General features: G+C 57.3%; 17 protein-coding genes. 2 read left to right on the top strand and 15 right to left on the bottom strand.

Translation table 11 applies throughout. From position 1 onward, the window contains the following. Positions 1–50: 50 nt before the first annotated feature. The 13 genes from tolB to HKK53_RS27790 form a co-directional block, all read right to left on the bottom strand. A complete protein-coding gene (gene tolB / locus HKK53_RS27850; RefSeq protein ID WP_429515782.1) occupies positions 51–1,301 on the bottom strand; it encodes a Tol-Pal system beta propeller repeat protein TolB in 1,251 nt (416 codons plus the stop codon). Positions 1,302–1,348: 47 nt separating this feature from the next. Further along, positions 1,349–2,428: a cell envelope integrity protein TolA gene (tolA, locus tag HKK53_RS27845; RefSeq protein ID WP_169373411.1), complete on the bottom strand. Its 1,080-nt coding sequence runs from the start codon at positions 2,426–2,428 to the stop codon at positions 1,349–1,351. Continuing rightward, complete coding sequence (gene tolR / locus HKK53_RS27840; RefSeq protein WP_163914819.1) at positions 2,428–2,880, bottom strand: protein TolR; 453 nt, start codon at positions 2,878–2,880, stop codon at positions 2,428–2,430. The genes tolA and tolR overlap by 1 nt, the downstream gene beginning before the upstream one ends. 23 nt (positions 2,881–2,903) lie before the next feature. Next, on the bottom strand, positions 2,904–3,599 hold the full coding sequence (tolQ, locus tag HKK53_RS27835; RefSeq protein WP_092278810.1) for a protein TolQ: 696 nt from the start codon (positions 3,597–3,599) through the stop codon (positions 2,904–2,906). Next, complete coding sequence (gene ybgC / locus HKK53_RS27830; protein WP_169373410.1) at positions 3,589–4,056, bottom strand: tol-pal system-associated acyl-CoA thioesterase; 468 nt, start codon at positions 4,054–4,056, stop codon at positions 3,589–3,591. Before ybgC ends, tolQ begins: the two co-directional genes overlap by 11 nt. Before the next feature lie 137 nt (positions 4,057–4,193). Then, positions 4,194–5,255 carry a Holliday junction branch migration DNA helicase RuvB gene (gene ruvB, locus HKK53_RS27825; protein ID WP_133838095.1) on the bottom strand — a complete coding sequence of 354 codons (1,062 nt, stop codon included), beginning with the start codon at positions 5,253–5,255 and terminating at the stop codon, positions 4,194–4,196. Beyond that, positions 5,256–5,873, bottom strand: a complete 618-nt coding sequence (ruvA, locus tag HKK53_RS27820) for a Holliday junction branch migration protein RuvA (RefSeq protein ID WP_169373409.1) — start codon at positions 5,871–5,873, stop codon at positions 5,256–5,258. It lies immediately after the preceding gene. Between the two features lie 114 nt (positions 5,874–5,987). Next, positions 5,988–6,512 (bottom strand): crossover junction endodeoxyribonuclease RuvC, encoded by a 525-nt coding sequence (gene ruvC / locus HKK53_RS27815; protein ID WP_008147379.1) that lies wholly within the window; start codon positions 6,510–6,512, stop codon positions 5,988–5,990. Between the two features lie 165 nt (positions 6,513–6,677). Next, a complete protein-coding gene (locus HKK53_RS27810) occupies positions 6,678–7,424 on the bottom strand; it encodes a YebC/PmpR family DNA-binding transcriptional regulator (protein WP_008072427.1) in 747 nt (248 codons plus the stop codon). Positions 7,425–7,544: 120 nt separating this feature from the next. Then, entirely contained in the window at positions 7,545–9,320 is a 1,776-nt protein-coding gene (aspS, locus tag HKK53_RS27805; protein WP_169373408.1) for an aspartate--tRNA ligase, read from the bottom strand. 94 nt (positions 9,321–9,414) lie between these two features. Next, the gene (locus HKK53_RS27800; protein ID WP_010457489.1) at positions 9,415–9,636 is read right to left on the bottom strand and encodes an FmdB family zinc ribbon protein; all 222 of its coding nucleotides are present in this window, start codon (positions 9,634–9,636) and stop codon (positions 9,415–9,417) included. A 152-nt stretch (positions 9,637–9,788) separates the two neighbouring features. Further along, positions 9,789–10,103 (bottom strand): ribbon-helix-helix domain-containing protein, encoded by a 315-nt coding sequence (locus HKK53_RS27795; protein ID WP_169373407.1) that lies wholly within the window; start codon positions 10,101–10,103, stop codon positions 9,789–9,791. Between the two features lie 268 nt (positions 10,104–10,371). Next, positions 10,372–10,842: a Dps family protein gene (locus tag HKK53_RS27790; RefSeq protein ID WP_054045005.1), complete on the bottom strand. Its 471-nt coding sequence runs from the start codon at positions 10,840–10,842 to the stop codon at positions 10,372–10,374. Between the two features lie 309 nt (positions 10,843–11,151). Here HKK53_RS27790 and HKK53_RS32825 point away from each other — a divergent pair, with 309 nt between their 5' ends. Continuing rightward, entirely contained in the window at positions 11,152–11,754 is a 603-nt protein-coding gene (locus HKK53_RS32825; protein ID WP_169373406.1) for a cold-shock protein, read from the top strand. 73 nt (positions 11,755–11,827) lie between these two features. On the opposite strand, the gene HKK53_RS27780 is transcribed toward HKK53_RS32825, so the two are convergent. Both HKK53_RS27780 and HKK53_RS27775 read right to left on the bottom strand, forming a co-directional pair. Continuing rightward, entirely contained in the window at positions 11,828–12,034 is a 207-nt protein-coding gene (locus tag HKK53_RS27780) for a SlyX family protein (protein ID WP_169373405.1), read from the bottom strand. A 3-nt stretch (positions 12,035–12,037) separates the two neighbouring features. Further along, complete coding sequence (locus tag HKK53_RS27775) at positions 12,038–12,463, bottom strand: HIT domain-containing protein (RefSeq protein ID WP_169373404.1); 426 nt, start codon at positions 12,461–12,463, stop codon at positions 12,038–12,040. A 915-nt stretch (positions 12,464–13,378) separates the two neighbouring features. Between HKK53_RS27775 and HKK53_RS27770 the strand changes: the two genes are divergently transcribed. Beyond that, positions 13,379–14,677 carry an OprD family porin gene (locus tag HKK53_RS27770; RefSeq protein ID WP_169373403.1) on the top strand — a complete coding sequence of 433 codons (1,299 nt, stop codon included), beginning with the start codon at positions 13,379–13,381 and terminating at the stop codon, positions 14,675–14,677. Positions 14,678–14,864: the final 187 nt, after the last annotated feature.

Here is a 14,864-nt window from a genome sequence, read left to right as displayed (position 1 = left end):
TGAAACTCCTAATGAACCCCAGTGTGTTAAGTAAAACGTGTAGCGCCGCGTCAGTTCAGGTAAGGGGACCAGGAAGGTTCTCTGACTTCGCCTTGTGCGGTAGGAAGCGGGAGCCTTACGCGTCCATTAATGGACACGAGCATCAAGACTCCCCGGCCCTGCTGGCGGGTGGCGTAGATTACCATGGTGCCGTTGGGCGCAACAGTAGGCGACTCGTCCAGAGTGCTATCAGTGAGGATTTTTACGCTTCCGCGCTGCAAATCCTGGGCCGCCACCTTGAAATTAGTGAAGCCATCCTGGCGGTGAATCATCACCAGGGTCTTTTCATCGGCCGAAAGTTTCGGATTCGCGTTGTAGTTACCGATGAAAGTCACACGTTCCGCACCGCCACCACCGACGCTGGTCTTGTAGATTTGTGGCTTGCCGCCACGGTCGGAGGTGAAGTAGATGGTCGAACCATCCTTGCCCCAGAACGGTTCGGTGTTGATACCGGGACCGTTGGTGACGCGAGTGATCTGACGCGAACCCAGGTTCATCACATAGATGTCAGGGTTGCCGTCTTTCGACAGGACGAATGCCAGGCGATTGCCATCCGGCGACCAGGCTGGCGCGCCATTCAGGCCTTCGAAGTTGGTAATCTGCTCACGGCGACCGGTGTCGATGTTCTGCATGAAGATGCGCGGACGCTTCTGCTCGAACGACACATAAGCGATGCGCTTGCCATCCGGTGCGAAACGCGGCGACAGGATTGGCTCGCGCGATTGCAGCAGGGTCACGGCGCGAGCACCGTCGTAGTCCGAACGTTGCAGCGTGTAGCGCGTGTTCTTCTCGGAGAAGCGTTCGGCGGTCACGTACAACAGGCGAGTCGAGAAAGCACCTTTAATACCGGTGAGCTTTTCGAACGACTGGTCAGCGATGTAGTGCGCCATGTCGCGCAACTGTTCAGGCGTACCGGAGACACTGCCTTCCGACACTTTCTGCTCAGTAGCAACGTTGAACAGCGAGTATTGGACCTGCAGGCGACCGCCCGAAGGAACAATGTTGCCGACCATGATGTACTGGGCACTGATCGCCTTCCAGTCACGGAAAATGATTTCGCTGGCCTGGCTTGGCTGGCTGATCATTTGCTGCTTTGGAATCGGCGAGTAGTAACCCGAGTTGCGCAAATCGTTACCAATGATTTCAGCCATGTCATCCGGCAGGACGGCACCGCCCTGGAAACCGAACGGCACTACCGCGATCGGGGTGGCCCGATCACTGCCGCTGGTGACCAGAATGTTTTTTTCATCTGCTACCGCCATCCCTGCCAGGCAGCAGATAACGACAAGCATTCCTCGAAGAAGGTTTCTCACAAGGCTAGATCCTCAGGTGTGAATGTCATCTTGAATGAACGATACGGAGCGAAATCGCTCGTTTTCATTCCCTGCATTTCTGTCAAACGTCCAATATTCTTGACCGCTGCCACAGCAGACGCGTCAAACGGACCATCGCCACTGGACTTGGAAACGCTGACCGAAGTCACCGTACCGTCCGGCAACATGCCGATTTGCAACACGACCGTCATGCCTTTGCGGGCCGAAGGTGGACGAGCCCAGCCTTCTGCTGCACGAGCACGAATCAGGTCATCGAAACTGCCGGCGACTTCGTCACCCTGCTCATCGGCCAACGCCTGCTGACGCTGCGGCGTGTCGGAAAGCAAATCGGCCAAGGCCTGGGCCTTTTTGTCTTCGGTCGATTTACGTGCCGCATCCTGCGATTTTTTCTTCGCAGCATCGGCGGCAGCTTTCTTCTTCGCTTCGTCGGCGACTTTTTTCTTCGCCTCTTCAGCTTCAGCTTTTTTCTTGGCGTCGTCCGCGGCTTTCTTCTTCGCGTCTTCGACGATCTTTTTCTTCGCTTCTTCAGCGGCCGCTTTCTTGGCCTCTTCTTCAGCAGCCTTCTTGGCTTCTTCTTCAGATTTCTTCTTGGCTATATCAGCCAATTGTTTCTCTTCGGCCTTTTTGGCTTCGGCGGTCTTCTTGGCTTCGTCGGCTTTCTTGGCTTCATCAGCCTTTTTTGCTTCCTCAGACTTCTTGGACTCGTCGGCCTTCTTGGCTTCCTCGGCTTTTTGAGCCGCTTCTTCTTTCTTTTGTTCCGCAGCCTTCACCGCTTCCTGCTCGACCTTCTTCTGTTCCATCTGTTCGACTTCGGTCTGGCGCGCAGCAGATTTCTGCGCTTCACCCGCAATCTTCTGATTGGTCTGGGTGGTCGCCCGACTTTTCGATTTCAGCTGGTACAGGGTCGCCTGGACAATCGGCTTGGCCGGCGGCAACTCAGGCGTCATGGCGAAACTGACAAACAGCATGCCGAAAACCAGCACGTGCAAGCCAATCGCCCAGACACTAGGCCAGAAGTAGCTTTCCGAGGCTGTTGGCTCTCGTTGTTGCTGCATCAGGGCGCCTCGGTAATCAAGCCAACATTACCGACTCCGGCCTTCTGCAACCCGCCCATGGCGCCCATGACCGAACCGTAGTCGACGGTCTTGTCGCCACGAATGAAGACCTGGGTGCGCTTGCCGTTATCGTTGCCGGCGCTAATGATTTTGGTCACGGCGCTGGTCATCTGCGGCAAGGTCATGGCCTTGTCCTGCTGCTTTTCGGTGTCGACTTCGCTGCCAAGGTTCCAGTAGTAGGTCTTGTCAGACTTGATCGAAATGGTCAGGACCTGGGTGTTGTTGTCCTGCGGCAAGGCTTCGCTGGAAACCTTGGGCAGATCAACTTTCACGCCCTGATTGAGCATCGGCGCGGTCACCATGAAGATGACCAGCAGTACCAGCATCACGTCGATGTATGGCACCACGTTCATCTCGGCGACCGGCTTGCGCTTTTTGCGAGCTCGAGCGATTAAAGCCATTGGAAATTACCTGCTTATTCTTCGCTGGTGTGCACTTTGCGGTGCAGGATCGCCTGGAATTCGTCGGCGAAGGTGTAGTAACGGCCCAGCAAGGTTTCGCTGCGAGCAGCAAAACGGTTGTAAGCGATAACGGCCGGGATGGCCGCGAACAGGCCGATCGCGGTGGCGATCAGTGCTTCGGCAATACCTGGAGCTACGGTGGCGAGGGTCGCTTGCTGGGCAGTTGCCAGGCCACGGAAGGAGTTCATGATGCCCCAGACCGTACCGAACAGGCCGATGTACGGGCTGACGGAACCGACGGTGGCGAGGAACGGCAGGCTCTGTTCGAGCTTTTCTTCTTCGCGGGAAATGGCGACGCGCATGGCACGGGCCACGCCCTCCATGACTGCTTCCGGGTCAACACCTGGCTGCTGGCGCAGACGGGAGAATTCCTTGAAACCGGCACGGAAGATCTGCTCGACGCCCGAATCCGGATCAGGGTTGCTGCCGGCCTGACGGTAGAGTTTGGACAGGTCGATACCCGACCAGAAGCGCTCTTCAAAGCTCTCCAGGGCACGTCGACCGGCGCGCAGCAGGTTGCTGCGCTGAAAGATCATGATCCACGAGGTCACCGATGCGGCTACCAGAATCAGCATTACCAACTGCACCACGACGCTGGCATTGCTGACCAGGCTCCACATGGAGGAATGGTCGACGACGTTAGCTTCCACGCTTTATCTCCTGCTTTGAGTGTGTACCCGCGCCGCTCACGTCGGCAAAGGCCGCACGTAGAGCTTCGGGAATGGCCCGGGGTTTCAAACTGTTAGTGCGCACACAGGCCACCAAAAACTGCCCTTCACAGAGCAGCGCATTATCCGTAGCCCGCCTGACCTGCTGTTTAAAGCGCAGGCTGACACGGTTCAATTCGATTACTTCAGCGCTTACCAGCAGCTCGTCGTCCAGTCGCGCCGGCGCGTGGTAACGCGCTTCGCTGGAATGCACGACGAACAACAGGTCCTCCCCTGCCAGCTGGGATTGGGCAAAGCCCAGTTCCCGGAGCCGCTCGGTTCGAGCCCGTTCCATAAACTTGAGGTAATTAACGTAATACACGATGCCGCCCGCATCGGTGTCCTCGTAATAAACGCGACAACGATGTGCGAACGGCCCAAGCCCGTTTTGCGCGCGCATACTCTAGTGCTTACTCCTCAGGTTGCCAATCCGGCGAGGCAACTGTTTTTCATTGTTCTGCGGCTTTCTAGTGAAAGATTCGTCATGTGAGCCCCTAGGACCACACAAACCGTCAATCGGTCAGCCCGCAAAGGTGATTAATCGTCTACTGCATCAAGGAACTCGTCTACCACGGGCATCTCGCCCAATCGTGACGGAATGTTTAAACCGAAGTGCAGGTAGGCGTGCCGGGTGACGACCCGCCCCCGCGGGGTACGCATGATATAGCCTTGCTGGATCAGATAGGGTTCCAGCACGTCTTCAATGGTGTGGCGCTCTTCGCTGATGGCGGCCGCGAGGCTGTCGACACCGACCGGGCCACCGTCGAACTTCTCGATCATGGTCAACAGCAGACGCCGGTCCTGGTGATCAAAGCCACGTTCGTCGACATCCAGCAGGTTCAGGGCCAGGTCGGCGATCGGTTTGGTGATGTGGCCCTTGGCGCGGACTTCGGCAAAATCCCGCACGCGACGCAGCAAGCGGTTGGCGATCCGCGGGGTGCCACGGGCGCGGCGAGCGATTTCGAAAGCGCCCTCCGGGTCCAGCGGCAGGCCGAGGATGTTCGCCGAACGCATGACAATGGTCGCCAGGTCGGCGGTGCTGTAGAACTCCAGGCGCTGCACAATGCCGAAACGGTCGCGCAACGGGTTGGTCAACATGCCGGCCCGGGTGGTCGCACCGACCAGGGTGAACGGCGGCAGATCGAGCTTGATCGAACGCGCGGCCGGGCCTTCGCCGATCATGATGTCGAGCTGGAAATCTTCCATGGCCGGGTACAGCACTTCTTCGACGATGGGCGACAGGCGATGGATTTCGTCGATGAACAGCACATCATGAGGTTCAAGGTTGGTCAGCAGCGCCGCCAAATCACCCGGACGCTCGAGGACCGGGCCAGAGGTGCTTTTGATCGACACGCCCATTTCCTGGGCAATGATGTTGGCCAGGGTGGTTTTACCCAGGCCCGGCGGGCCGAAGATCAGCGTGTGATCCAGGGATTCGTTACGGCCACGGGCGGCCTGGATGAACAACTCCATTTGCTCGCGAACGGTCGGCTGGCCAATGTACTCGGCCAGGCTGAGGGGACGAATCGCCCGGTCCTGGACTTCCTCGCGGTCACGCGGGCCAGGGGTGGCGGCAATCAGACGATCAGCTTCAATCACTTAAATCATTCCCTTCAGGGCACGACGAATCAGGTCTTCACTGCTCAAGCCTTTCTCCTTGATCGAGGTAATCGCCTTGCTGGCTTCCTGCGGCTTGTAGCCCAGGGAGACCAGCGCGCTGATCGCATCACTCTCGGCGTTGACCGTCGGGGCTGGCGCATCCAGCCCACCCGGCTGGTTCGGCACCAGGGCGAACATCGCCGGCACGGTTTCCCAGGCCTTGAAGCGATCCTTGAGTTCCACCAGCAAACGTTCGGCCGTCTTCTTGCCAACGCCTGGCACCTTGGTCAACGCCGAGGTGTCCTGGGACTGAACGCAACGCACCAGCTCATCGACTTCCAGGCTCGACATCAGGGCCAGGGCCAACTTCGGCCCTACACCATTGAGACGAATCAACTCGCGAAAAAAGTCTCGCTCACGCTTACTGGCGAAACCATAGAGTAACTGCGCGTCTTCGCGTACGACTAAATGGGTGTGCAAGGTCAGCGGTTCACCGACCGACGGCAAGCGATACAGCGTGGTCATCGGCACTTCCAGCTCATACCCCAGGCCGTTTACATCCAGAATCAGGTGCGGCGGCTGTTTCTCAGCCAGGGTGCCGCGCAAGCGTCCAATCACGTTTCGAATCCTTGAGCGTTGGCCAGGCAGGTGCTGGCGACTGACAGGACAATGGTTTTGCGCCGACGACACAGGCGCAAAACCCTCATCCCGTAAAAATGATTGCTGATGCTATCAGAGACGCAGGCGCCCGCCACGACTGCGTGCAGTTCCCAAGCCATGAGGCAACAGGCTGGAACGGGTATGCGCATGACATATGGCGATAGCCAGGGCGTCCGAGGCATCGATTTGCGGCTTGCTGGTCAGTTTCAGCATGTGCATGACCATCATTTGCACCTGCTCTTTATTCGCTGCGCCGGTACCGGTCACCGCTTGCTTGACCTGAGTCGCGGTGTACTCAGCGATTTCCAGGCTTTCCTCGGCGCCGGCGACAATGGCCGCGCCGCGAGCCTGGCCGAGTTTCAGCGCGGAGTCGGCGTTGCGGGCCATGAAGACTTTTTCAATGCCCATGGTCACCGGGCCGTAGGTCTGGATGACTTCCCGCACGCCGCGGTAGACGATCTGCAAGCGTTCGTGCAACTCGCCGGAACCGGTGCGAATACAACCCGATGCCACGTAGACGCAACCGCGCCCGGTATCACGTACCACGCCATACCCGGTGATGCGCGAACCGGGGTCGATACCAAGGATTAAAGTCATAACGCCTGCAAAAGGAGATCGCGGTTGGCTGAGGATAACCGTGTAGGAGCTGCCGAAGGCTGCGATCTTTTGATTTTCGATCTTAAAGTCAAAAGATCGCAGCCTTCGGCCGCTCCTACAGGTTTAGCGTAGGGCTTTGTGAAGGCGGCGATCTTTATAAATGCATCAACCGAGCTGTGCGGCAACCGACTCCGGGATATCCGCGTTGGAGTAGACGTTCTGCACGTCATCCAGGTCTTCGAGCATGTCGATCAGCTTGAGGACCTTCTCGGCGCCTTCCAGGTCCAGTTCGGCACTGGTGGTCGGCAGCATGACGATTTCCGCGTCATCGCCCTTGAAGCCGGCAGCTTCCAGCGCGTTACGCACGGAGTAGAACCCGGCGAACGAAGTAAACACGTCGATCGAGCCGTCTTCGTGGGTGACCACGTCATCGGCGTCGGCTTCCATGGCCGCTTCCATCAGCGCGTCTTCATCAACGCCCGGGGCGAAGGAAATCTGCCCCTTGCGCTCGAACAGATACGCCACCGAACCGTCAGTCCCGAGGTTGCCGCCGCATTTGCTGAACGCGTGGCGCACAGCGGCTGCGGTGCGGTTACGGTTGTCGGTCATGCACTCGACCATCACCGCCACGCCGCCCGGGCCGTAGCCTTCGTAGGTCAGTTCGACCATGTCGTCGGTATCGGCAGCGCCGGCACCGCGGGCCACCGCGCGATCAATGATGTCGCGGCTCATGTTCGCGCCGAGGGCTTTGTCCAGCGCCAGGCGCAGACGCGGGTTGGAGCCTGGATCGCCACCGCCCTGACGGGCCGCAACGGTCAGCTCACGAATCCACTTGGTGAAAATCTTGCCCTTCTTGGCATCCTGACGTTCTTTGCGGTGCTTGATGTTCGCCCACTTGGAATGACCCGCCATATCTCGCTCCGAATTCTCTTTGAAACATTGCCCGCTGCGCGTCTTCGCGCCAGCCAGCAACAAAAAATCTCGACCTGTAAAAAAGGCGCACCCCATCAGGATGCGCCTTCAGGGTCAGCCTTACTCAGCCTTTGGCGTTTCGCGCAGACGAATGTGCAATTCGCGCAATGCCTTGGCATCTACAGCACCCGGAGCCTGCGTCATGACGTCAGCCGCGCTCTGGGTTTTCGGGAAAGCGATCACTTCACGGATCGACTGGGCGCCGGTCATCAGCATCACCAGACGGTCCAGACCGAAAGCCAGACCACCGTGCGGCGGCGCGCCGTATTTCAGGGCGTCGAGCAGGAAGCCGAATTTCTCTTCCTGTTCCGCTTCATTGATACCCAACAGACGGAATACGGTCTGCTGCATTTCCTTGCGGTGGATACGGATCGAACCGCCACCCAGCTCGGTGCCGTTCAGGACCATGTCGTAGGCACGGGACAGCGCGGTCGCCGGGTTGGCTTCCAGTTCTTCCGGGGTGCACTTCGGCGCGGTGAACGGGTGGTGCAAGGCGGTGAAGCTGCCGTCGTCGTTCTCTTCGAACATCGGGAAGTCGACGACCCACATTGGCGCCCACTTGCAGGTCAGCAGGTTCAAGTCGTTACCGACCTTGATCCGCAGCGCGCCCAGGGCTTCGCTGACGATCTTGGCTTTGTCGGCACCGAAGAACACGATGTCGCCGTCAACCGCGCCAACGCGATCGAGGATCACATTGAGGTTGGCTTCAGGGATGTTCTTGACGATAGGCGACTGCAGGCCTTCGACGCCTTTGGCGCGCTCGTTGACCTTGATATACGCCAGGCCCTTGGCACCGTAGATGCCGACGAACTTGGTGTAATCGTCGATCTGCTTGCGCGGCATGCTCGCAGCGCCTGGAACGCGCAGGGCGGCAATACGGCATTTCGGGTCGTTGGCCGGGCCGCTGAACACCTTGAAATCGACTTCTTTCAGCTGGTCGGCAACGTCAACCAGTTCCAGCGGGTTACGCAGGTCTGGCTTGTCGGAACCGTAACGGCGCATGGCTTCTTCGAAGGTCATGTGCGGGAAGTCACCGAATTCCAGATCCAGCACTTCCTTGAACAGGTTGCGGATCATTTGTTCGGTGATGGCCATGATCTCTTTTTCATCGAGGAAGCTGGTCTCGATGTCGATCTGGGTGAATTCCGGCTGGCGGTCAGCGCGCAGGTCTTCGTCACGGAAGCACTTGGCGATCTGGTAGTAGCGGTCGAAGCCGGCAACCATCAGCAGTTGCTTGAACAGCTGTGGCGATTGCGGCAAGGCGAAGAAGGAACCGGCGTGGGTACGGCTCGGCACCAGGTAATCGCGAGCGCCCTCTGGCGTGGCACGGGTCAGGATCGGCGTCTCGACGTCGAGGAAGCCGTTCTCGTCCAGGAAGCGACGGATGCTGGTGGTCATGCGCGAACGCAGGCGCAGCTTCTCGAGCATTTCCGGGCGACGCAGGTCGAGGAAGCGATAACGCAAGCGGGTTTCTTCGCCAACGTCGGAGAACTCGTTGAGCGGGAACGGCGGGGTTTCCGATTCGTTCAGCACTTCAAGCTCGTAGCCCAGCACTTCGATCATGCCCGACGCCATGTTGGCGTTGGTGGCACCGGCCGGACGCAGACGCACCTTGCCAGTGATCTTGACGACGTATTCGCTGCGCACGCGATCGGCGGCGGCGAAGCTCTCGGCGCGATCCGGATCGAATACCACTTGGGCCAGACCGTCACGATCACGGATATCGAGGAAAATCACCCCACCGTGGTCACGGCGACGGTGAACCCATCCGCAAAGGGTAATTTCCTGGCCTTCCAGGGCTTCGTTCAGTTGGCCGCAATAATGGCTGCGCATCATGGTAGTGGTTTCACTTCTCGTAATCGAAATTCGGTTGGAGGCCTTGCAGATGCTGCAAGAGCTCACTCGTGTCGTTCAACTCAGGGTCCAGACCCTAGTCAGCTTTGTCGCCGCCGGCCAGATTTTTCTTGGAACCGGTCTTGAAGTCGGTTTCGTACCAGCCGGTGCCGCTGAGGCGGAAGCCCGGCATGGACAGCATCTTCTTGAGCTCTGGCGCCTGGCATGCAGGGCAGTCGACCAGCGGTGCTGCGCTGATCTTTTGAATGGCTTCCAACTGATGACCACAGGAAGCACATTGATAGTCGTACATCGGCATGGGGGTTGTCTCGGCGATCAGATTGCTACCGCTTACACTGGGTTTTGCGGCAAAGAGCGGGATTATATCCATTAAATGCAGCCTGTGCAGCCGTAAGACTGCACAGGCCGACATACCACCCGCTGCGGCATGAGCCACGGGAGGAACGTGCACTACTTCAAGCTGTGTACGACGCAGACAACGCGCACCAGCCCGGTGAAATTCTTCACCCCGCCATGACGCAAATGCACCTCGCGATCCACGTGGGACAACAGTGCACTGACGGAGCAACCATTGAGCGTGGCCATTTCGCCCAGGATTTCCCAATAGACCTGCTCAAGCCGCAGGCAAGTCGCAAAACCGTTCAAGCGCACCGATCGGGATAACGGCCTGGCCAGCCCCATATCGAATTCACTGACGAACGGGTCAACCTTTATAGCCGGTTGCGCACCAGGCCTCCACTCGCTTCTACTTTCTCCATAAACCATACCGCTGACACTCCTTTGTCATCCCTGGTTTCGATAAGAGCAACCTCCTGTGCCCTTATCAAAACGCAGGTGCAAAGTTATATCCAGATGACTTTTTGACCATCAACGTAGGATAAGCCAACAGCTGGGAGAGGATCATGGACACGGTCCTACGCCGGACCGTTTCCTACAAAAAACGGGGTATTTTCTTTAGCTGAAAGGGCTTCTGGCTGAGAGAAAAAGCCGTGCGCGAACAACGCTCCCCGACGTCATCCGCGCACCTTCGCGGTTACTGATCGAGCAATGAGCGCAACATCCACGCGGTTTTTTCGTGAACCTGCATGCGCTGAGTCAGCAAATCCGCGGTGGGTTCGTCGCTAACCTTGTCCAGCAAGGGGAAGATCCCGCGGGCCGTGCGGGTCACGGCCTCCTGGCCGTCGACCAATTGCTTGATCATGTCTTCGGCACTCGGTACGCCCTCTTCTTCCTTAATAGAAGAAAGACGCGCATACACCGAATAGGCACCGGGTGCCGGGAAGCCCAATGCACGAATGCGCTCAGCAATCGAATCGACCGCCAGGGCCAGCTCGTTGTATTGCTCCTCGAACATCAAGTGCAGGGTACGAAACATGGGCCCCGTGACATTCCAGTGGAAGTTATGGGTTTTCAAATAAAGCACATAAGTGTCCGACAACAGCCGCGACAGCCCGTCGACGATGGACTTGCGATCCTCTTCACTGATACCGATATCGATTGCCATGCTTATCCCCTAAAGGTGATGAAATTCATCCGACAAGTGCAGGACCACTGTAGCAAGGCTGTCCACACCCTGCAGCCCTGGATGGCCAGTCGAGCTGCGACAAATCGACCACGGGGGCACCGCCGGCCTGCCTGATTTGAGTAGCCGCAGGCTTTGCTGTTAAATAGGCAGCGTGTCGCCATGCCCTATTTTTCCGGGTGCGGCGCATAGGCTGGTAGCGGGTACGTGTCCACCGCCTCTTATTGTTCTGAAGCGAACCGTGCTCAATCAGCTCTTCCTTGTGATCCGTCTTAACGTGAGTCAATCAAAATGTTGAAAATCGTCCACCTGCTAATGGGCGCAGCTGCTTTGCTGCTGTCCTTCATCCCTAGCCTGCGATCCGAAGCGGTACCTTACCTGCAACAACCCGATGCGCTGTACCTGGCCTTTTTCGGCCTGCTCAACCTGACCCTCGCTCCGGTTATCCCTTACTGGAACAAAGGTCCTCGTCACCAACTGCAAAACCTGGTCAGCGCCCTGCTGGTCCTGGCTGTCGTGCTGCAAACCCTGACGCTGATCGCGCCAATGCCGGTTATCGCCGGTCAACCCGCGGTCCTGTTCAGTCTCGTTGTTACCCTGGTCGCCGTGCTCCTGCACCTGGCCATCAGCTTCTACAAATCGTCACCGGCCGCCTCCTCGCCAAGCTATGACATGAGCAACCGCGATACCGGCACCGTCAAGTGGTTCAACACGTCCAAAGGCTTCGGCTTTATCTCCCGGGATTCCGGCGATGATATTTTCGTGCACTTCCGGGCTATTCGTGGCGAAGGCCACCGCGTCCTGGTCGAAGGCCAGCGCGTGGAGTTCTCCGTGATGAATCGCGATAAAGGCCTGCAAGCCGAAGATGTGATTGCCGCACTGCCCCGTCGCTGATTCCCAGCGATAAAAAAACCGCGAACAGCCTGGCTGTTCGCGGTTTTTTATTGCCCGGCGTTTTGTCGTCCACTCAATAGTGTGGCGGCGGCGCCTCTTCTTCGGAGGACTCGAACTGGCCGGCCATTTCTTCCTGGCGCCGCAGCAGCGCGGCCATTTGCAGTTGCAGGCGTTCGACCGCCCGCTGCTGCGTCACCAGGATATCGTTCAGTGACTGAATGGTGTCGTCCTGGAACGCCAGTTGGCTTTCCAGATCGTTGACGCGTTCTTCCAGGCCCATGGCTCAGCCCTCCAGAAACGTTAAGTGATCGGTCAAGACCAGGCGCAGCCGTTCGCGGATCGCCACGACCTGCTCGGCGCTGTAGGGCTTGGCCGGGTGTTTGCCCCAGACCGGGGCGGGCCAGGCGGCATCTTCGCGTTTGCGCACTATCACGTGCATATGCAACTGACTGACGACGTTACCCAACGCGGCAACGTTCAACTTATCGGCGTCGAACGAATCCTTGAGCATTTCCGCCAGCGCGGTGGTTTCCTGCCACAGCTGCTGCTGATCGGCGACATCTAACTGAAACAACTCGCTGATATCTTCGCGGCGCGGTACCAGGATGAACCAGGGGTAGTTCGAATCGTTGGACAAGAGCAACCGGCACAGAGGGAAATCGCCGATGGGTAAGGTGTCTTGTTGAAGTCGTGGATCTAAAGCGAACACTGTGCGCACTCCCGCCTGTTTCATCATTTTCAGCTTAGCGCCGCTCCCCGGAGGCTGCGCGCCAAGCGACAGGACCGCAGCATACCTGCGAATGACCCGGGCTTCACGACGAACCTTATTGCACAACCTTCAGCCCAGCCAGCCGCACGGAACAACGCCCCGTCATGAGACATTTTTCGCCGGAGCGCACCATTACAGAACCGACCACGCTACGAAAAATGCTGAAGTGACCCATGAACCCTCACCCGTTCCCACTGAGCCATCGACCCTGCTGTATGAATTCAGCACAGCGATTGAAATTTTTTGCACCAAAACCGCACATCGCGTCTACGCTCAGGCCGTCGGGGATCCGCCAATTACTCACTTACGGGGTGAACCGGTAACGTTTTTTGTGGTCGCGCAATTGTCATCAGCGTGCAACACAATGCCGTGGATGGCGTCAAGCGCAAACAAAAGGCGCTTGGAACCCCCGGCTTTATGAGGTTTTTACAGAGACAAGCGTGCCAGTAGAAAAAAACGGCAACAGAATTCTGGTTTGAGCACGCTTGTTGCATTCACACCCATATGGTCTACAAGTGCCCCGCTGGAAGTGGGAGCCTTGAAGGCAAATAAAAACAGCGGCAGGGTTGCCCGATGGAGATTCAAACGTTTCACCAGGGACTCTTTTTATCGACGCTAAAGCTTTGGAAAACAGCGCCTAAGTTGTTAATCCGCTTGCATCGAGGTTGTAAATTTGCGACATCTACCAAGCTGTTTGCGACAGTGTCGTAAAGAAGCTGAAAGGTTAGATGCGCAAGTATCGCCAACATTGTCGGCGTGATATAAGTTTGCGCCGACACAAAAAGAAAGAGCCGCCCAGATAATAAAACAGGTGGGACGGCAGTACTCTTCTAAAAACCAAAGGAGCAAATCACGATGCGCGTGATGAAGTGGAGCATGATCGCACTGGCTGTTTCAGCAGGCACCTCGCAGTTCGCAATCGCGTCCTCCCAGGACGACGCTAAAGGTTTTGTTGAAGATAGTCATCTGACAGCAAAAACCCGTATTGAGTACATGAACCGCGACTTCCGTAATGGCGCTGGCAACATTTCAACGGGGCCAAATACCTTCAAAAGCGGTTATCGCCAGGACACCGGTATCAGCGAACTGCTGACCTACGAATCGGGCTTCACTGAAGGCACTATCGGGTTTGGCCTTGATGGCTTCCTCGGGGGCACCGCCAAGCTGGATGGCGGCTCGGGCCGCGCTGGTAACGGCCTGTTCGCTACCGACAGCGAAGGCAACCCTGAGAACACCCAATCCAAAGGTGGCGCAGCTGTTAAATTCCGCCTCTCCGACACCACGCTGAAATACGGCCGTCAATTCGTTGCCAGCCCTGTATTCGCTACCGATGACAGCCGTCTGCTGCCAGAAGTCGCTGAAGGCACCTTGATCACCAGCAAGGAAATCAAAGGCCTGGAAGTCAGCGCTGGTCGTTTCACAGCCCTGAGCTCGCAAACCGGCATGGGCAAGGACAGCATCAACGGCAAGCACACCCCGGGCTTGACCAGTGCCAACATCGCTGGCGCAACCTATCAGTTCACCGATAACTTCGTTGCTGGTGTGGCTGCATCCGACGTTGATGACTACTTCAAGAAGCAGTACATCAACGCCAACTACACCTTCCCGATCAATGACGAACAGTCGCTGAACATCGACTTCAACGGCTACAAGACCAAGTCCCAGGGTCAAGAGCTGTACGGCGATCTCGACAACAAACTGTGGAGCCTCGCGGCGGCCTACAGCATTGGTGCGCACAAATTCACCATTGCTCACCAGCGTTCGACTGGCGACACCAACTACCTGTACGGCGTGGACGGTAACGGCACGATCTTCGTAGCCAACTCCATCCAGATCTCCGACTTTATCGGTATTGACGAACGTTCGTGGCAGGCTCGCTACGACTTGAACATGAAAACCTACGGCGTTCCTGGCCTGAGCTTCATGACTCGCTACGTATACGGCGACAACATCAAGACGTCTTCCGATACCGAAGGTAAGGAACACGAGTTCAACTTCGAAACCAAGTACGTTCTCCAGGAAGGTCCGGCCAAGGATCTGTCGTTCCGCCTGCGTAGCGCGATTTATCGTGCAAACGGTGCCTATAACGCCGACTACACCGCAGACAACAACGATGTGCGTCTGATCGTTGAGTACCCGCTGACCATCCTGTAATCAGGATGTAAACCGGTCGTACTGTAGAGCTCTGCTCTAACAAAAACCGCTCACCTGTTTCAGGTGGGCGGTTTTTTTATGCCGGTTGCACGGCAACTTCGCAAGCAAGCTAATTAACTTCAACTAATAACATTAGGAAGCTATCTTTTATTAACGACAACCATAAAAAAACCCAAGAGCCTTATCG

Source organism: Pseudomonas sp. ADAK7 (assembly GCF_012935675.1).
Classification (GTDB): domain Bacteria; phylum Pseudomonadota; class Gammaproteobacteria; order Pseudomonadales; family Pseudomonadaceae; genus Aquipseudomonas.
Note: the sequence above shows the minus strand (reverse complement) of the source record. Positions and strands in the feature narration are given on the sequence as shown.